This is a genomic window from Aurantiacibacter zhengii (assembly GCF_003584125.1).
GTDB lineage: Bacteria > Pseudomonadota > Alphaproteobacteria > Sphingomonadales > Sphingomonadaceae > Alteraurantiacibacter > Alteraurantiacibacter zhengii.
The window spans coordinates 469553-487684 of record NZ_QXFL01000002.1; the positions used below are offsets into that span (position 1 = coordinate 469553).

At 65.0% G+C, this 18132-nt stretch carries 20 protein-coding genes; 6 read left to right on the forward strand and 14 right to left on the reverse strand.

Annotated features, from left to right (window positions below; all coding sequences use genetic code 11):
- Nucleotides 1-9: 9 nt before the first annotated feature.
- From D2V07_RS05880 to D2V07_RS05925, 10 genes are all read right to left on the reverse strand, one after another.
- On the reverse strand, nt 10-1467 hold the full coding sequence (locus D2V07_RS05880; protein WP_119586113.1) for a UDP-N-acetylmuramoyl-tripeptide--D-alanyl-D-alanine ligase: 1458 nt from the start codon (nt 1465-1467) through the stop codon (nt 10-12).
- Nucleotides 1464-2939: a UDP-N-acetylmuramoyl-L-alanyl-D-glutamate--2,6-diaminopimelate ligase gene (locus D2V07_RS05885; RefSeq protein WP_119585666.1), complete on the reverse strand. Its 1476-nt coding sequence runs from the start codon at nt 2937-2939 to the stop codon at nt 1464-1466. The genes D2V07_RS05880 and D2V07_RS05885 overlap by 4 nt, the downstream gene beginning before the upstream one ends.
- Nucleotides 2939-4702, reverse strand: coding sequence for a peptidoglycan D,D-transpeptidase FtsI family protein (locus D2V07_RS05890; RefSeq protein ID WP_119585668.1), 1764 nt, complete (start codon nt 4700-4702; stop codon nt 2939-2941). Before D2V07_RS05890 ends, D2V07_RS05885 begins: the two co-directional genes overlap by 1 nt.
- Nucleotides 4699-5244 (reverse strand): hypothetical protein, encoded by a 546-nt coding sequence (locus D2V07_RS05895; RefSeq protein ID WP_119585670.1) that lies wholly within the window; start codon nt 5242-5244, stop codon nt 4699-4701. Before D2V07_RS05895 ends, D2V07_RS05890 begins: the two co-directional genes overlap by 4 nt.
- Nucleotides 5241-6191 (reverse strand): 16S rRNA (cytosine(1402)-N(4))-methyltransferase RsmH, encoded by a 951-nt coding sequence (rsmH, locus tag D2V07_RS05900; protein WP_119585672.1) that lies wholly within the window; start codon nt 6189-6191, stop codon nt 5241-5243. Before rsmH ends, D2V07_RS05895 begins: the two co-directional genes overlap by 4 nt.
- Nucleotides 6188-6691: a division/cell wall cluster transcriptional repressor MraZ gene (locus D2V07_RS05905; protein ID WP_119585674.1), complete on the reverse strand. Its 504-nt coding sequence runs from the start codon at nt 6689-6691 to the stop codon at nt 6188-6190. The genes rsmH and D2V07_RS05905 overlap by 4 nt, the downstream gene beginning before the upstream one ends.
- A 201-nt stretch (nt 6692-6892) precedes the next feature.
- Nucleotides 6893-7738 carry a Gldg family protein gene (locus D2V07_RS05910; protein WP_119585676.1) on the reverse strand — a complete coding sequence of 282 codons (846 nt, stop codon included), beginning with the start codon at nt 7736-7738 and terminating at the stop codon, nt 6893-6895.
- Entirely contained in the window at nt 7722-8093 is a 372-nt protein-coding gene (locus D2V07_RS05915; protein ID WP_119585678.1) for a hypothetical protein, read from the reverse strand. Before D2V07_RS05915 ends, D2V07_RS05910 begins: the two co-directional genes overlap by 17 nt.
- Before the next feature lie 11 nt (nt 8094-8104).
- Nucleotides 8105-9127, reverse strand: coding sequence for a cysteine synthase A (locus D2V07_RS05920; protein WP_119585680.1), 1023 nt, complete (start codon nt 9125-9127; stop codon nt 8105-8107).
- A gap of 63 nt (nt 9128-9190) precedes the next feature.
- Nucleotides 9191-9508 carry a 2Fe-2S iron-sulfur cluster-binding protein gene (locus tag D2V07_RS05925; RefSeq protein ID WP_119585681.1) on the reverse strand — a complete coding sequence of 106 codons (318 nt, stop codon included), beginning with the start codon at nt 9506-9508 and terminating at the stop codon, nt 9191-9193.
- A gap of 71 nt (nt 9509-9579) precedes the next feature.
- On the opposite strand from D2V07_RS05925, the gene D2V07_RS05930 reads away from it, so the two are divergent.
- The 4 genes from D2V07_RS05930 (at nt 9580) to D2V07_RS05945 (ending at nt 13974) form a co-directional block, all read left to right on the forward strand.
- Nucleotides 9580-10197 (forward strand): DNA-3-methyladenine glycosylase family protein, encoded by a 618-nt coding sequence (locus tag D2V07_RS05930; RefSeq protein ID WP_119585683.1) that lies wholly within the window; start codon nt 9580-9582, stop codon nt 10195-10197.
- A 54-nt stretch (nt 10198-10251) separates the two neighbouring features.
- Entirely contained in the window at nt 10252-12210 is a 1959-nt protein-coding gene (locus D2V07_RS05935) for a S9 family peptidase (protein ID WP_119585685.1), read from the forward strand.
- Between the two features lie 69 nt (nt 12211-12279).
- Nucleotides 12280-13095 carry an SDR family oxidoreductase gene (locus D2V07_RS05940; RefSeq protein WP_119585687.1) on the forward strand — a complete coding sequence of 272 codons (816 nt, stop codon included), beginning with the start codon at nt 12280-12282 and terminating at the stop codon, nt 13093-13095.
- Between the two features lie 48 nt (nt 13096-13143).
- On the forward strand, nt 13144-13974 hold the full coding sequence (locus D2V07_RS05945; RefSeq protein WP_119585689.1) for an SDR family oxidoreductase: 831 nt from the start codon (nt 13144-13146) through the stop codon (nt 13972-13974).
- Here the strand turns inward: D2V07_RS05945 and D2V07_RS05950 are convergent.
- Entirely contained in the window at nt 13971-14258 is a 288-nt protein-coding gene (locus tag D2V07_RS05950; RefSeq protein WP_119585691.1) for a 4a-hydroxytetrahydrobiopterin dehydratase, read from the reverse strand. The genes D2V07_RS05945 and D2V07_RS05950 overlap by 4 nt on opposite strands.
- Before the next feature lie 53 nt (nt 14259-14311).
- Here D2V07_RS05950 and ccmA point away from each other — a divergent pair, with 53 nt between their 5' ends.
- Nucleotides 14312-14920 carry a heme ABC exporter ATP-binding protein CcmA gene (gene ccmA / locus D2V07_RS05955; RefSeq protein WP_119585693.1) on the forward strand — a complete coding sequence of 203 codons (609 nt, stop codon included), beginning with the start codon at nt 14312-14314 and terminating at the stop codon, nt 14918-14920.
- Nucleotides 14917-15579, forward strand: coding sequence for a heme exporter protein CcmB (locus tag D2V07_RS05960; RefSeq protein WP_119585695.1), 663 nt, complete (start codon nt 14917-14919; stop codon nt 15577-15579). Before ccmA ends, D2V07_RS05960 begins: the two co-directional genes overlap by 4 nt.
- On the opposite strand, the gene D2V07_RS05965 is transcribed toward D2V07_RS05960, so the two are convergent.
- The 3 genes from D2V07_RS05965 to map form a co-directional block, all read right to left on the reverse strand.
- On the reverse strand, nt 15576-16820 hold the full coding sequence (locus D2V07_RS05965) for a cation:proton antiporter (RefSeq protein WP_119585697.1): 1245 nt from the start codon (nt 16818-16820) through the stop codon (nt 15576-15578). The genes D2V07_RS05960 and D2V07_RS05965 overlap by 4 nt on opposite strands.
- Before the next feature lie 63 nt (nt 16821-16883).
- The gene (locus D2V07_RS05970; RefSeq protein ID WP_119585699.1) at nt 16884-17234 is read right to left on the reverse strand and encodes a c-type cytochrome; all 351 of its coding nucleotides are present in this window, start codon (nt 17232-17234) and stop codon (nt 16884-16886) included.
- Between the two features lie 65 nt (nt 17235-17299).
- Nucleotides 17300-18124, reverse strand: coding sequence for a type I methionyl aminopeptidase (gene map / locus D2V07_RS05975; protein ID WP_119586115.1), 825 nt, complete (start codon nt 18122-18124; stop codon nt 17300-17302).
- Between the last annotated feature and the right edge of the window lie 8 nt (nt 18125-18132).

The window sequence follows — 18132 nt, forward strand, 5'->3', positions numbered from 1 at the left end:
GTACGCGCGTCAGCCTTCCCTGGCTGTGAAATGGTCCACGACGCGGGCCAGCCCTACCGAGTTGGAGCCCTTCACCAGCACGGCGTCCCCGCCAGCCAATCCGAATTCCTGCAAGGCAGCGATAGCCTCGCCCGCGTTATCGCAATGGGCAAAGGTTACGCCCTTGCCAAGCGTATTGGCAGCGTCTTTCCCCATTTCCCGCGCGAGGGACAGCATCTCGTCCCCCACCAGCACCGCGTGATCTACACCGGCTTCCACGATAGGTTCGAGCAGTTGCGCGTGGAAAGCAGGTGCGAAATCACCCAGTTCTTTCATGCTCCCCAGCACCACCACCCGGCGGGTTGCGGGTGTCTGGCCAAGCTGTGCCAGCGTGGCGCGCATGGATGCGGGATTGGCGTTGTAGCTCTCGTCGATCAGCAGGGCATGGCCGCCCGGAACCTTTGCGCGCACCCTTGCGCCGCGACCTTTCAGGCCGCCCATCTCGGCCAGCGCAAGGCCAGCCGAGCCCAGGTCTCCGCCTGCCGCGTACACCGCTGCCATCACGCACAGCGCGTTGTCGATCCAGTGTTCGCCCGGTTCCGCCACGGTGAAACACAGGCGCATGTCGTTCATCGCCGCCGTGACCAGCGAACCGCCAGAACCATCGGGAACGGCATCGAGCAGGCGCAGGTCGGCGTGGGCGCTGCGTCCGAAAGCGATGATCTTCACGCCCTTGGCCTTTGCCGCGGCACGAAGCTGTTCGAACTGTTCGACATCGGCGGGGATTACCGCCGTGCCGCCCTTTTGCAGCCCTTCGAAGATTTCCGACTTGGCGGCGGCGATCCCCTCCATCGAACCCAGGTTCTCTATATGTGCGGGTGCGATCGTGGTGATGACGGCCACGTGCGGGCGAACCTGCGCGGTCAGTCCGGAAATCTCGCCTGCGTGGTTCATACCCATCTCGAACACGCCATAACGCGTGCGCGGCGGCATGCGCGACAGGCTGAGCGGTACGCCGACGTGGTTGTTGTAGCTGCGCACGGAGCGATGGGCAGCACCGCGGCTGGTGCGTTCCAGCGCGGTAAAGATCGCTTCCTTCACGCCGGTCTTGCCGACAGAGCCGGTAACGCCGACGATCTTTGCGGCGGCCCTGTCACGCGCAGCCCCGGCCAAGGCTTCCAGGGCCTTCCCCGTGTCTGCGACGCGCACGTGCGGATAGTCCACTTCGCGGTCGACCAGCGCGGCTGCGGCGCCGTTTGCGAAAGCTGCATCGAGGAAGCGATGGCCGTCCATGGCCTCCCCCTTCAGCGCGACGAACAGGTCTCCGCCGCGCACGTCGCGGCTGTCCATCTCGACGCCGCTAACCTGAAATTCACCATAAGCGGTCCCGCCAGTAGCGGCAGCGATCTCGGCAGAAGTCCACAGCGCAAGGCGCGCCGTGTCGGACTGGGGACGCGGCCATCGCAGCGGAGCGAGCGCGGCGCTCATCGTGCGCTGCCCTTGGCCATCTGCGCCGCGCACTCGCGTGCGACCGTCACGTCGTCGAAGGGCAATACCCGCATGTTTTCTCCCGATCCCACGATCTGTCCCTGTTCGTGTCCCTTGCCCGCGACCAGCACGATATCGTCCTTGCCGGCCTCTTCGATGGCAGCGGCGATGGCATCGCGCCGCCCGCCGATGTTTCGTGCTGCATTGCCTGCGCCCTGCATCACCTGTTCGCGGATGCTCGCGGCATCTTCGCCGCGCGGATTATCGTCGGTGACGATCACCAGCTCGCTGCCCGCCGCAGCGGCCTCACCCATCGGCGCGCGCTTGCCGGTGTCGCGGTCCCCGCCCGCGCCGAACACTGTGATGAGGCGACCGTTCACGTGTGGGCGCAATGCAGCAATCGCGGCGGCAAGGGCATCCGGCGTGTGGGCGTAATCCACATAAACCGGCGCGCCGCGCGCAGAAATCACTGCCCGCTCAAGTCGGCCACGAACAGGCTGGAGGCGAGAGACCGCGTCGAACACCTGCGCCGGCGCGGTTCCCGTGGCGAGAACCAGCCCGGCAGAAACCAGCGCATTGGCGACCTGGTAGGCACCGATCAGCGGCAGGCGGATGGCATGGGCACGGCCGGCGTGGACGAATTTCAGTTCCTGACCCAGCGGGCTGGGCGTGCGGGCGATTAGGTTAATATCTTTACCTTTTTCACCAACCGTAAAGGTACGCAGGCCGCGCTCTTTCGCGAGGTCGATAACGCGCTGCGACCATTCGTCATCGGCCCAGACGACTGCCGTACCTCCGTCATCGACGACTTCGGAAAACAGGCGCATCTTGGCCGCGAAATAGTCCTCCATGTCCTTGTGGTAATCAAGGTGATCGCGGCTGAGATTGGTGAACGCCCCGGCGTGAACCGGCAGCCCCTCGTTGCGGTATTGCGAAAGACCGTGGCTCGATGCCTCGTAGGCCACGTGCGTCACGCCTTCGCGGGCAAGCCCGGTCATGTTGGAGAGAAACGTGACGATGTCGGGTGTGGTCAGCCCTGTCGACACGCTTTCGTCTGGGGTGGTCACGCCCAATGTGCCGATACTGGCGGCGCGCTCCCCGCACATGCGCCAGATCTGGCGCGTCATTTCCACGCAGGACGTCTTGCCGTTGGTTCCGGTTACCGCGACCACGGTGGAAGGCGTTGGCCGGAAATAGAGCGCGGCGGCGCGGGCGAAGGCGCGGCGCGGATTTTCGTCCGCCAGGTGCAGCGCGCCCTCCACTGTCGCTTCGGGCCGGGCCACCACGGCGACCGCACCGCCGGCGATTGCGGCGACAATGTAATCCTCCCCGTTCACCGCAGAGCCCTGGAACGCGCCGAAGACATTGCCGGGCGCAACCTTGCGATGGTCTATGGCGAAGCCGGTGACAGTGGTTTCACCTGCCCCTCCGGCATCGATGCCAAGCTGGCTGGCAATTTCGGAAAGGCGCATCAGTCCACGTCCCCTACAAGCGGGCGAAGGTCGGTCAGGTCGATATCGCGGTCGGCATCGGGCAGTACGCCCAGTTGCGGGCCGATCCGCGGGACGAGGCGGCCCACGATGGGCGCAGCGTTCCAGGCGGCCGTGCGCTGGTAGGAGCTGGCGACAGTGCCCTTCGGCTCGTCCAGCATCACGATGACCACATAACGCGGGCTATCCATCGGGAAAGCTGCGGCAAAGGTGGAAACGAGCGAGGTCGTGCGATAGCCGCCCGCGCCCGGCTTTTCCGCGCTGCCGGTCTTCCCGCCCACGCGGAAACCCGGCGCATTGGCGTTCCGGCCCGTGCCATAGACTGCGATCATGCGCAGCAACTGGTTCATGCGCGCGCTGGTGCTGGCCTTGAATACGCGGCGCCCGCGCGGGGCCTGCCCTGGCGCAATGCGGTGGAGCGTGGCGGGGCGCCAGATGCCGCCGTTCACCATCGCTGCATAGGCAGAGGCGAGGTGCAGCGGCGTCACCGCGATGCCGTGGCCATAACCCACGGTGATGCCGCGGATCGGCGCCCACTCCCCCGATTGCCAGATCGGAAAACCACGGGCGGGCAGCTCGATATAGGGCCGCTCGTTCATGCCGAGGTCCACCATGTACTTGCGCAGCGTAGCCGCGCCCATCTCGTCGACGATATGGCCGGTCACGATGTTGGAGGAGTGGATCAGCATCTCGGGCGTGTTCAGCGTCGCGCCGAGCGGGTGCGAATCGCGGATGGTCCGGCGCTGCACCTGGTAAGGGGTCGCACCGTAACGGCGCGAGAGATCGGTGATGGAGCCACTATCGATGGCGGCGGCCACGGTCAGCGGCTTGAACGTGCTGCCCAGTTCGTAGACCTGGTTGGTCACGCGGTTGAACGCGGGCGCAGTTATGCCCCGGTCGTATTGTTCCTGCGTCACCTTTACATCTGACGATTTAACGTCATTGGGATCGAATTCGGGCAGGCTGGCCAGCGCCAGCACTTCGCCGCTGTCAACGTCCAGCACGATGCCTGCCGCGCCCACGGCGTCCACCGCCAGCATGCCGCTGCGCAGTTCGTCTTCCAGTGCGCCCTGCACGCGGGTATCGATGGAAAGAGCCACCGGCTCCGCGCGGCGTGCGGGGTCCATCAGCTGCTCGTCCAGCACCGATTCCATGCCAACGCGGCCATGACCATCTGCCGCGACATAGCCCAGCACGTGCGCGGCCAGCGAACCTTGCGGATAGTGGCGATCGGTTTCTCGCGGCAATTCCAGCGCCAGCTCCCCAATGGCGATCACGCGGTTGGCATCTTCCGGCAGCACGCGGCGGCGCAGGTATCCGGCGCGGCCCGAACGCAGTTGCTGGGTCAGTTCGTGCTGATCGAGATCCGGGAAGATGGCCTTGAGTTCGCGGGCCACTTCTTCGGGCGATTTCACCAGCGGCGGACCACCATCGCCGCCTTCGTTCATCGCGGCTGGGTTGAACCACAGCGCATAGGCGGGAAATGCGCGGGCAAGCGGCACGCCATTGCGGTCCGTGATCTCTCCACGCGGGGGCAGCAGGGCATCGGCCATCGAACGCTGCGTGGGACCAGGCTCTACCGTGCCGATCCACGTGATCCGCACCAGTGCAGCCGCCGCCACGAGCACGAAGGCCAGCGCGATCAGCAGCAGACGCAAACGCGCAACCAGCAGGGCGCGGCGACGATGATCGACGCGCCCCGCCTGGCCAGTAATGATCGTGTGCGGGGCTGCGTACGCGGTCACGGAGCGGCGTTCCCCGCGATGGCGAAGCTGGCACCCCGGGCGACGTCTGCCGCCCCGGCGATGGGCACACGCAGCGGGCCGGGGGCAATGGCCACAGCCAGGTGTCCGCCGGAGGGTTCGTCGCCTGCCAGCACGCGCTCGTCCACCGGCTTACCGGTCAGCGGCGAGACCAGCTTGGGAAATTCCGCGATATCCTCGCCCGAGGTCATGCCTGCAAGCCGGATCGGTGCGGGGGCATCGGCGGTGCGCGGGCTGCCGAAGCTGGCGAGCTGCATGGGGCCATCGATGAACTGCTCCGCGCGCGGCGCCTCGAAACCGAAATCGATCCGGTTCCAGGCGGCCAGCTGGACCTGGCTGGACCGGGTCAGGAATTCGGTTTCCAGCAGCATGTTCTGGTTTTCAAGGCGAACGATCTGGCGTTCGGCCTGCACCACTTCGGCGTGAACGGCATTCACCTTCACGTGCAGCAACGCGTAAAGCACGATGCAGGTGCCGAGCGCGGCGAGCCAGCCGATGCGGCGGATGCGGCGTTGGGGAGTCATGCGACGTCCTTTCGGGCAGGTGCTTCGGTACGAATTGCGGCGCGCAGCGTGGACGAGCGCGCCCTGGGGTTGCGGTCGATCTCTGCCTGCGAAGGGCGGATCGCCTTGGACAAATGCCCGAAGCGCGCGGGGGTATGATCTTGCGCTTCGGGCAGGTAGCGTGAACCGCGGGGGTTCGCATTTGCGGCATCACGCAGAAATTTCTTCACCATCCGGTCTTCCAGCGAATGGAAGCTGACGACGGCCAGTCGTCCGCCCTCGCCGAGCAGTTGTTCGGCTGCGGCAAGACCCTGTTCCAGTTCGTCCAGTTCCCTGTTCACGTGGATGCGGATGGCCTGGAAGGTGCGGGTGGCAGGATCCTTCTTGTCGCCGGGACGGTGGCCCAGCGCCTTGCGCACGACAGCGGCGAGTTCGCCGGTAGTGGCGAGCGGACGCGCGGCGACGATGGCACGGGCAACACGACGCGACTGGCGCTCCTCGCCATACCGGTAGATCACGTCGGCAATGTCCGCCTCCTCCGCCTCGTTCACAAAGTCGGCGGCATTGGGGCGGCTCTGGCTCATGGTCATGTCCAGCGGGCCGTTGCTGGAAAAGGCAAAACCGCGCTCCGGCTGGTCCAGCTGCATCGAGGAAACGCCGATATCCATGGCGATGCCATCGACACGGTCGATGCCGACTTCGGCCATCGCTGCCACCATCTCGGAAAAGCGGCGCTGGTGCAGCACCAGGCGGGGCGGATCCTCGCGGGTTTCGTCCCACTTGCTGCCGGCCTCGATCGCGTCGGGATCGCGGTCGAAGGCGTGCACGGTCGCCCCGCGCTGCAGGATCGCGCGGGTATAGCCGCCGGCACCGAATGTCGCGTCGATGATCACATCGCCGGGCTTGGGGGCGAGAGCCTCGATCACTTCGTCCAGCAGGACGGGGACGTGCGGAGCGGGCGCGGTCATTTCCTGCGCCCCTCCGCCTTGGCGCGGGCATCCTCGGCCTCGGCAAGGCACAGCTCGTACTGGTCTTCCCAGCCGCCGCCCATCTCGCCCAGCCGGTCGAGGTCCCACATCGTCAGGAACTGGCCACCGCCCAGGAAACAGATGTTGTCGCCGATCCCGCCGACCTTGCAGAAGCGCGGCGGCAGGATGAAGCGGCCGCTCTTGTCGAAAGGCACCTCTGTAAAGGTCCACATCTGTGTGGAGCGCAGGTCGCGGTCGAAATCGAGGTCGCGGCGCACCGCGTTTTCCTCTTCCTTGTCGAGGATATCCTCGAAATTCTCGGTGCGGCTGGGGCCGAATGCGGTCAGGCAGGGATACTTGTGATGCTTGGCGACGCACAGCACGCCTTCATCGCCCAGTTCGGCAAAAACCTTGCGAAACAAGGGAGGCAGCACGAAACGATCCTTTTCGCCGCGAAGCGAAAAGCCCTGTCCCCTGTATCCTGCCGGCCGCTGCGCCACTTGGCCCGTCCCTCAATAAGAATTCCCTGCACCGGACACTTCTTCCCCGCCTCAGGCCGCGCGATAGCGCGACCCGGTCATCCCACGAGGGGGATGCAGCACGGGCTATGTGTCCGATGGATTCGGGGAATAACGCGCTAGGGCGCGGGATGGAAGGGGAAATTGCGGGAAATTGTGGGAGAACGCTCTAACTCCCTGTTTCTACTGCCCCGGATTCCCTCCCTTCGCATGGTCAGCGTGATTGTCGGGAGTCGCCATTTCTGGCCAATTTGCGGGACTTTCGGGCACCTCCCTGGCCTGCTGCGCGTCAATTCCCGCGTCATCCCCGATTTTCACAAAAACGTGATCGGCAATCCGCCTCAGGGCATCTTCGGCATGCGCGTGAGGTCCGACGATATCGACAATGGCAGCATCGGCTATCACCAGCGCCCGGCCCTGTCCGATCGCGCAATCCGCGAGCAGGCCATCGCCGGGAATGGTGCAAAAGCGTGCCTCTCCCGCCTCGCTCAAATGGCCGCGCAGATTTACGGGAATAGGGCCGCCAAGATGTTCGGACACCTGCGGGCCGCCTGGCTGGTCGGTGTCGAAATGCATTTCCAGGCCCCAGTGGGCAAGGATGGGAGATAACAGCGCCACATCCTGCGGTCGGCGCCGATCGCCCAGGTGGAAACGCGATTCGCCCGTCATCATCGGGTCTGCGAACAGCACCAGCCTGCCACCTTCTTGCACCCAGCGATCCAGCGCGACGTTCTCTTCTGCCGAAAGCCCGCGCGGCTGCGCCATCAGCAGGTACCGGTATGGTGCCAGCGTATCGTCCGAAAGGTAATCGAGCGGCGCGAGGGCGAAGCGTTCTTCCAGCACAGCGCGCGCCCAGTGCGACGGGGCATCGCCGCCCAGCATTTCATCAAGGCCGGCGGCCTCGCCCCAATAGATCGGCACGGTGCCCATCAACGCCAGCCGTGGCGGCGCGTCTTCCTGCGCCTGCACCGACGGCACCGCAGCAAGACCGAGCGCCAGGGCCGTGAGGAGACTACTCCAGCGGAGCATTCTGGGTGACGGGCAGTGGCGGCACATCGCCGGTCGGTTGCGCTTCGCCGGACGAAGCGGTGGGCGTGGGACTGGCCGGAAGTTCAGGCACGACGCCCGCATCTGCCAGCGGATCGCGCGGTCCGGTCGTCTCGCTCGGCTCCACGGTAGGGGCAGCTTCGGGCACGGCATCCGCCTGGGTCTGTTGAGCACGCTCGCTGACAACGTCGGCAAGGCCGAGCAGCAGCACCATCGCGCCGATGCCGATCAGGCCGATCTGCAGGCGCTGGACACGTTCGGCCCGCGTGCCCGCCAGCGGCGCGGGTTCATCGACCGGGCTGCGCGGACGCAGCAATTCTCTTGGATCGATTGCCATGCGAGCCTTCCCTAACCCTCCGAAGCTGAACCTAGCCAGTCGAAAACCGGCAGGTCCTTGGCGCGCAGCCATTCGGCATTGTACAAAGTGGAGAGGTAGCGGAAGCCTGTGTCGCACAGGATCGTCGCCACGCGCGGGTTCTCCACGCCATCTGCCAGCAACTGTCTGCCCAGTGCGATCGCACCGGCCACGTTGATGCCGCTGGAAAGACCCAGGCACAGACCTTCCTCACGCAGCAGGCGGGCGACCCATTCGAGGCCTTCCGCGTCGGAAATGCGGAACTGCGTATCCACCGGCGCGCCTTCGAGATTGGCGGTAATGCGGCCCTGCCCGATTCCCTCTGCCACCGAGCTTCCCTCGGCCTGCAGTTCGCCGTTCTCATAATAGTTGTACAGCGCTGCACCGTGCGGATCGGTAAGGGCGATGCGGATGTTTTCGTCCCGCTCCTTCAGCCCCAAGCCCACGCCCGCCAGCGTGCCACCGGTACCGACGGCGCAGGTAAAGCCGTGCACCCGGCCTTCCAGTTGCTCCCAGATCTCGGGCGCGGTCCCTTCGATATGGGCGCGGCGGTTGGCGACATTGTCAAACTGGTTGGCCCACACCGCGTTCTCGGTCTCTTCGGCAATGCGGCGGCTGGTGTGGACGAAGTGGTTGGGATCGGCGAACTTGGTGGGTGGCACGGTGACCAGCTGCGCCCCCAGCGCGCGCAACGTGTCCATCTTTTCCTTGGACTGGTTGTCCGGCATCACGATCACGGACTTGTAGCCAAGCGCATTGGCCACCAGAGCGATACCGATGCCGGTGTTGCCAGCGGTACCTTCCACCACGGTGCCGCCGGGCTTCAGCTCGCCGCGCTTTTCCGCGTCACGGATGATCCACAGCGCCGCGCGGTCCTTCACCGATGCGCCGGGATTGGCGAATTCGCACTTGCCCCAGATTTCGCAACCCGCTGCCTTGCTGGGGCCATCCAGCAGAACAAGCGGCGTGTTGCCGATAAGGTCGAGCGTCTTCGTTTGGACAGGCAAGTTCGTCATGACGACGGAGTTAGGACGCAGTTGCCCTTAGCGCAACGCGAGAAGCCCTTGCCCGACGTCAACTCAATCTTCTTCGGCGATGGTAACCTTCAGCCCGTCCAGCGCGTCGGTGAAGGGAATCTGGCACGACAGGCGCGAGTTGTCGTCGCGGTGATCGCTGGAATCGAGCAGGTCGTCCTCGTCCTCGCTCATGCCCGGCAGCTTGTCCTTGAAGGCCGGATCGACATGGACATGGCACGTGGCGCACGAACAGCAGCCGCCACACAGCGCCAGCAACTCGTCGAAGCCGTTGTCGCGGATCGCTTCCATCACGGTCAGGCCGGATGCGACTTCGACAGCAGTTTCTTCGCCGGAACGGTTGGTGACGATAAGCGTGGGCATTCGTAAAATCCTCGTGTTTCCTTGCGACAGGCTGCTAGGCAACCGGGCCGCACTTGGCAAGAAGGACGAACATGGGCCTGACCTCGGATCAATTACACCGCAGCCTCGATATCGTTGCTGCCCGCGAACCGGCGATCGCCCGCGCGCTGGAGATCGCAGGCTATCCCGAACCGCGCATCCGCCGGACCGGTTACAAGACGATGTTGCGCACCATCGTCGGCCAGCAGGTCTCCGTCGCCGCAGCATCGAGCATGTGGAACAAGCTGGAGGCCGAACTGGGCGCGGACTTCACCCCCGCCGACCTGCTCGAACGCGATTTCGACGCCCTGCGCGCCTGCGGCTTGTCGCGGCAGAAGCAGGGCTATGTCCGAAGCCTCTGCGAACTTGTTAGCGCGGGCGAGGTCGATTTCGAAAACCTGCCAGCCGACGATGAAGAGGCGATTGCGGAACTCACCATGATCAAGGGCATCGGCCGCTGGTCCGCCGAGATCTACCTTCTGTTTGCCGAGGGGCGCCAGGACATCTGGCCGGCAGGGGACCTCGCGGTGATGGCGGGCATCGGCAAGATCCTGGGCCTGGAGGAACGCCCCGACGAAAAGGCCACGCGCGCGCTGGCCGAACCGTGGCGGCCACATCGCGGGGCGACGGCGATCTTCACCTGGCACTGTTACGACAATCCGGCGCTTTAGCTTGGCAACACGCCTGCCGGTTCCTACCTCCCAGGCCACACCAAGGGAGACACCATGACCGTCAGCACCGCCGCCACCCGCGTTTCCGACACCCCGCTGATCCCGCGCGATCACCTGTTCGGCAATCCCACCCGTGCGCAGGGAAAAATCAGCCCGGATGGCAAGTGGGTCAGCTGGATGGCGCCATGGGAAGGCGTGATGAACGTCTTTCTCGCTCCCGCCGACGATCCCGATACTCCCCGCCGCATGACGAGTGCGACTGACCGCCCGATCCCGCAGTATTTCTGGGCGCCCGACAGCGGCAGCCTGCTTTACGTGCGCGACAAGGAAGGTGACGAGAACTACCTGCTCTACAGTGTGCCGGTGGAAGGCGAGGCGAAGGAGCAGTGCCTGACGCCGTTCGAAGATACCCGCATACAGATCTTGGGCGGTTCGGACACGATCAAGGACAAGATCCTGGTCGGCCTCAACAATCGCGACCCGCGCTTTCACGATGTCCACCTGCTCGATCTCAACACCGGCGATCTTGAACTGGTGTTCGAGAACAACGAATGGGCAGGGTTCGAGGCGGACGACAGCCTGACCCTGCGTTGGGCCGTACGGCAGAACGCGGCAGGCGGCACCGACATGCACGAAATCGTGGCTGGCAAGGTGGCCGACGAACCGCGCGAAACCACCGGCCTTGACGACTCGCTCACCACCGGAATGTCCGGCTACACCACCGATGGCAAAACGCTTTACTGGCTCGACAGCCGCGGACGAGACACCGCCGCGCTTTATGCCGAGGAGACCGATACGGGCGAACGCACCCTGATTGCAGAGCATGACAAGGCCGACATCGGCAGCACCATGCGGCACAAGCAGACCGGCGTGGTACAGGCGTGGAGCGCTACGTACCTGCGCACCGAACACCATGCGATCGACCCCGATATCGGCAAGGCATTCGCCTGGCTGCGCGAGCAGCTGAGCGGCGATTTCGGCGTCCAGTCCCGCACCGACGACGACCGCCGCTGGCTGGTGTGGAACGACCCGCTCACCGCCCCCATCGCCAGCTACCTGTTCGACCGGGACGCGATGACGCTGACGAAGTTCTACACCACCTATCCCGAGCTCGAGGGCGCTCCGCTCCAACCGATGCATGCCCGCGAGATAAAGGCGCGCGACGGACTGGTGCTGCCCAGCTATCTCACCCTGCCCCCGCAAAGTGACGAGGATGGCGACGGCGTGCCCGATGCACCCGTGCCGATGGTGCTGGTGGTGCATGGCGGCCCGTGGGCGCGCGATGGCTTCGGCTACAACCGCACGCACCAGTGGCTCGCCAATCGCGGTTACGCAGTGCTTTCGGTCAACTTCCGAGGCTCCACCGGGTTCGGCAAGGGCTTCATCAGCGCCGGCGACAAGCAGTGGGCTGGCAAGATGCACGACGACCTGCTCGATGCCGTCGACTGGGCCGTGTCGGAAGGCATTGCCGAGAAAGACAAGGTCGCCATCATGGGCGGCTCCTACGGCGGATATGCCACGCTGGTCGGCCTCGCCTTTACGCCGGAAACGTTTGCCTGCGGTGTCGATATCGTCGGTCCGTCGAACCTCGAAACGCTGCTGGAAACCATCCCGCCCTACTGGGAGCCGCTGGTGAAGCAGTTCCACGAGCGCATGGGCGATCCGACCACGCCGGAAGGGGTGGAGTTCCTCAGGTCGATCAGCCCGCTGTACCGCGCGAAGGATATCACCAAGCCGCTGCTGATCGGCCAGGGCGCGAACGATCCGCGCGTGAAACAGGCCGAGAGCGACCAGATCGTCGAGGCCATGGAACGTGACGGCGTACCCGTCACCTATGTGCTGTTCCCGGACGAAGGCCACGGCTTCCACCGCCCGGAAAACAACATCGCCTTCAACGCCGTGGCGGAGAACTTCCTGGCCGAGTGTATCGGTGGCCGGGCCGAACCCGTGGGAGAGGTGCTGGCCGCATCGACCGCGGATATCCGCAACGGCAGGGAGCACGTCGGCCTGTAGGTTCGGGCTGTAGTTGACACGCTTGTCAGCAATGATAGCGCTTCGCCCTTGATAAGGCGGAGACGCGAGATGGAAGACTACCGGAGTATCTTCATCACCGGCGGTGGTTCGGGCATCGGCCGCGCCATCGCGCAGCGTTTCTCTCGCGGCGGATGGTTCGTCGGCCTTGGCGATATCAACGAGACAGGCATGGCCGAAACGGGAGCATCGCTGCCCGAGGGGACATGGTCGGCACATGTGCTCGACGTGCGCGAGCCCGAGCAATGGGATAACGCACTGAAGGACTTCCACGCAGCCTGCGGTGGCCGCATCGATGCGCTTGCCAACAACGCGGGCGTGCCGCTGGGCGGAGATCTTGCCGACCTTACCACCGAGGAAATCGATCGCACCCTTGCGATCAATCTCAACGGCGTGATCTACGGCGCCCGTGCTGCCTATCCTTACCTGAAGGAAGCAGGTCCGGGGTCGTGCCTCGTCAACACCTGCAGCGCGGCAGGGCTGTACGGACAGGCGGGCATGACGATCTATTGCGCCAGCAAGTTCGGCGTGCGGGGCATTACCGAGAGTCTGGACATCGAGTGGGCGAAAGACGGCATCCGCGTGACCGACGTAATGCCCAGCTTCATCGACACGCCCTTGCTTGCCCAGTCGAGCCACGCAGGCGACAACCGCCCGATCCGTGACCGCGTTGCCGATGCGGGGCTGGAGTTCACGCCGGTGGAAGACGTCGCCGAGACCTTCTGGCGCGCGGTCAAAGGTTCTAAACTGCACAACCCGGTCGGAAAGACCGCACGGACCATCGCCCGCGCTGCCAGGTGGATGCCGGGCTATGTGCGCGCACGTTCGCATGAACTGGCACGGCGGGGCCTCAAGCCGATGGGTTGACGCGCACGCCCCCCAGCCCAAAAGCGGCGCGAAAAAAGGACAGGATGGATGAGCAGCCAGAAGAGCATTTTCATTACCGGCGGCGGATCGGGTATCGGCCGCGCCATCGCGCAGCATTTCGCGGCCAGGGGCTGGCTGGTGGGCATTGCCGATCGCAACACGGTGGGACTTGAAGAAACGAAGGCGCTCCTTCCCGAAGGGCAGTGCTACACCTACACCTTCGACGTGACCAATCGCGCTGGTTGGGACGTGGCCCTGTCGGACTTCGCCAGGCATTCAGGCGGCGGCATCAACGTGATCGCCAACAACGCCGGGCTTCCTTCTGGCGGTCCGCTGAGTGAGGTTTCGCACGAGGAACTGGACCTGCTGCTGGACGTGAACCTGCGGGCGGTCTTCTACGGCGCGAAGGCTGGGTACCAATACCTCAAGGCCGCTGCGCCCGATGCCTGCCTGCTCAACACCGCCAGCGCTGCCGCAATCTACGGCATGGCCAACCAAAGCGTCTACGGCGCGACGAAAGCGGGCGTGAAGAGCTTGACCGAGAGCCTGGATGCGGAATGGGCCCCTGCCGGGATCAAGGTCCGCTCCCTGATGCCCAGCTTCATCGACACCCCCCTGCTGAAGCAACCACCGAACCGCAGCCGCAACACGCCCATCCGCGATGCGGTGGTCAAGGCGGGGCTCGAATTCACGCCAGTCGAGGTGGTGGCCGAGGAAGCCTGGAAAGCCGTGCACGGCAACAAGGTCCACCGCCTCGTCGGCAAAACCGCGCGCAAACTGGCACGGGTGGCCAAGTGGTTCCCCGGCAAACTGCGCGACCGCGCACGCACCCTTGCCGAAGCGCACGAACGCAGCGAAGGGCGCGCGGCGCTGGACTAGAGCGCCTCGATCGCCTTGGCCATTGTCACGTCCCGCTTGGAAAGCCCGCCAGCGTCGTGCGTGGTCAGCGTGATGTCCACCTTGTTGTAGACGTTGAACCATTCGGGATGGTGATCGCTCTTTTCCGCAATCAGGGCGACGCGGGCCATGAAGCCCCATGCCTCGCTGAAATCGGAGAATTCGAAAACCTTGCGCATGGCATCACCATCGCGGTCGAATTCCCAGCCCTCAAGCTCGTTTAAGGCGCTTTCGGCGTCGCTGCGCGCCAGTTTCTCTACAGCCATGGATCATTCCCTTGCTTGCGTGTTGATATGTCCCTGCCCTAACGCACCAGACAATGGAAGCGCCCCGCCTTGCTGCCCGTGATCTTGCCTGCCGCCGGGGGGAACGGCTGCTCTTTCGCGGTCTTTCGCTGGAACTTTCGGGCGGGCAGGCGCTGCATGTGACCGGATCGAACGGTACAGGCAAGTCCAGCCTGATCCGCATCCTGGCACGCCTGCTGCGCCCCTATGCGGGCGAGGTGGAGCGTAGCGGCACCATCGGCCTGCTGGATCAGACCATGGCGCTGGACGAACACCTGCCGTTGGGCCGCGCGCTGGCCTTCTGGCGACGCATAGACCGCTGGCCGGACCGCGACGATGCGACCGGAGAGCGCGTGGGCCAGCTTGGCCTGCGCGACCTGATGGACGTGCCGGTTCGCTATCTTTCTACCGGCCAGCGCAAGCGCGCCGCCCTGTTCCGGCTGCTGGGCCAGGGCGCGGACATCTGGCTGCTGGACGAACCTCTGAACGGTCTTGACCGCGACGCCGTGGCATTGGTGGAAGCGCTGGTGGCGCAGCACATCGCGAGCGGCGGTCTTGCCCTGGTCGCCAGTCACCAGCCGATTGCCGTTGCGGGCATGGCTGTCCTGCACCTGCCGGATTATGCACCGGGTGTCGACGCATGAGTGGGTTCGGCACCCTGCTGCTGCGCGACCTGGCGCAATTCCTTCCCGGCGCGCGCAAGGGCAATACCTTGCTGCCGCTGCTGTTCTTCGTGGCCGTGGCCATGCTCTATCCGTTCGCCGTCGGGCCGAACCCCAACGTGCTGGCCGCGACCGGCGGCGGGGTGATCTGGGTGGCCGCGCTGCTCGCCGCGATTCTGCCGCTGGACCGGCTGCTGGCCCCCGACCTGGAAAACGGCTTCTTCGACCAGTGGGCCCTGCGCGGCATTGCGGAAGAGGTGGTGGTGGCCGTGCGTCTGCTCGCCCACTGGCTCAGCTTCGGACCGTTCCTGATGCTGGCCGCCCTGCCCGCCAGCGCGCTGCTGGGTATCGACGGCGCGACCCTGCGCACGGTGGAGCTTGGCCTGCTGGCCGGAACGCCGGGCCTCGCTGCCATCGGTATCATCATCGCCGCCGTCACGGTGGGCCTGCGCAGCGGCGGGGCAGCGCTTTCCGGCTTGCTGGTCATCCCGCTGGCGGTGCCGCTGCTGATCTTCGGCGCAGGTTCACTATCGAACGGGGGTGAAGGCGGCATCGCGCTGACTGCCGCGATCAGCCTGGTGCTGGTCGCCATGGCGCCGTTTGCCGGTGGAGCGGCAATCCGCGCCGCGCGCGAAGGCTAGGCAGGCTTTTCCTCTTCCCCGGTGGCGCGGCTTACCGCGACCCCGGCGCTCAATCCGTGAACAGTGGCTGATACCAGGATAGTGAACGCCACCGTTGCCCAGAGCGCACCCTCGTCCACCAGTTCCACATGAGCCCCGGCATAGGCGAGATAGTAGATCGAGCCGATACCGCGAATACCAAAGAACGACACGGTCGCCCGCTCGCGCGTGTTCAGCCCTGCTCCGGCCAGCGACAGCCAGCCCGCCAGCGGGCGGATAAGGAAGATCAGCGCCAGCCCGATTATGGCATGCGACCAGTCCAGATAGGGCAGCAGGCCGGGAATGGCCGCCCCCAGGGCCACCAGCAGCACGGCAGTGAGCGTATGTTCCAGCGCTTCGGAGAAGCTGTGCAGCTTCTCATGAAACCGGTCCTGCGATTCCTCGCGCCGCAGCGCCAGGCCGGCGACGAAGGCGGCGATGAAGCCGTAGCCTTCCAGCAGTTCGGTAATGCCGTAGGCGAAGATGACCCCGGCAAAGGCGATCACGCCCGATTGCGTCTTGGAAAGCGCATTGCAGCGCGGCCAGTCGAACATGATCTTGCCCAGCAGCCAGCCCGATGCAGCGCCTGCCGCAGCGCCCATGGCCACACGCCAGACTACATCGCGCAGCAGCCATTCGCCCAGCAGCCCCGCGCTGACCGCGCCTGCCGTGGCAACGGCAATCCCGAGATGGACGAAGGGAAAGGCAAGTCCGTCGTTCAGGCCCGCCTCTGTCGTCAGCGCATAGCGCACCGGATGTTCGCCGCCCTCCAGCGGCGGCCCGACCTGCACGTCACCCGCCAGCACCGGATCGGTGGGAGAGAGGATCGCGCCCAGAAGCAGGCTGCCGGCCAGCGTCATTCCCGCCGCCAGCCAGCCGAACAGCGCCAGGGCAATGATCGTTACCGGCATACCGAACAGCAACAAGCGCAGCGTGGGCTTCCACAGGCCATGACCGAACAGCGTGTCGATCCGCAATCCCACACCGAACAGGCCAATGATCACGGCGAGTTCGGCGGTGACTTCCCAGATTTTCGGGTTCGACAGCGGATCGACTGCTGCGGGCATTCCCGGCACCCACGAAAAGGCCACCAGCCCCAGCGCGATCAGCAAGGGGGCGGCGGCGGGCTCCCGCCCGGAAAAGAAACGCGGCACCCAATAGCTGGCGATAATAGCCGCGCCCGCTGCTGCAAAGAGGATATGGTAGGAATTGAATTCGAACATCAGGGCAGGTTTCCGGCTACGTCTGGCATGAACGCTCGACGCCGCGGCCTGTGCCGATGTGGCCTAGTAAGGTGGGTGATAGTCCTCACGCCGCAGGGTGAGCATGTAGTCCACCAGCTGCTGCACTTCATCCTCCTCGAGGTAGAAATCCATCTCACCGGGATAGTTGTGCGCATCGACCAGCCACATCGTCAGCGTTTCGCGCGTCACACCTCGGCGATTGGCGATGGCTGGCCATTCGGGCGCCTGCGGATTGGGTGACAGGCCGTATGGCTCAACGGAATGGCACGAGCCACACGCGGCCTGCGCCAGCGCGTGGTCTTCAGGGTCTGCCATGGCGACAGGCTGCGGCTCCACGGTCTGGCACGCGGCCAGTGCGGTGAGCATAACGGCTGGTGCGAGCAACGAATTCATACGACCTTGTCCTCTCTACTATCGAGCGAATGTAGCAGAAAGGACCACCGGATCGTTGCGCTGGATCAATAGGGAGGCTGGTCCAGGCCCTTGGGCGACTTGGTGAAGATTTCGCAGCCTTCCTCGGTAATGCCGATGGAATGTTCGAACTGCGCGCTCAGGCTCTTGTCGCGGGTCACCGCCGTCCAACCGTCATTGAGCAGCTTCACGTGCGCGCGGCCTAGGTTGATCATCGGCTCGATGGTCATGAACATGCCGGCCTTCAGTTCCGGCCCGGTGCCCCGGCGGCCAGCGTGCACCACTTCGGGCGCATCGTGGAACAGGCGGCCCAGCCCGTGGCCGCAGAATTCGCGCACCACGCCGTAGCGGTGGCGTTCGGCATGTTCCTGGATCGCCGCGCCGATATCGCCCAGTCGCGCACCAGGGCGCACCTCGGCAATGCCGATCATCAGGCATTCGTAGGTGACTTCCACCAGCTTCTTCGCCTTGATGGCAGGCTCACCGACGAAGTACATGCGGCTGGTATCGCCGTGCCAGCCATCCAGCAGCGGCGTCACATCGATATTGACGATATCGCCGTCTTTCAGGCGCTTGTCGCCCGGAATGCCGTGACACACGACGTGGTTGATGGAGGTGCAGCACGAATGGGTGAAACCGCGATAGCCCAGCGTTGCAGGCACCGCGCCGCCATCCAGCGTCATTTCGCGAACGACCTTGTCCAGTTCGCCAGTGGTTACCCCCGGCTCCACGCGGGTGGTCAGTTCGTCGAGGATTTCGGCGGCAAGGCGGCCTGCCTTGCGCATTCCTTCGAAACCTTCCGGCCCATGCAGCTTGATGGTGCCGTCGCGGTAGATGGTCGTGTCGCCTGAAACGTGCTGGTAATCTGTCATGCGCCCCA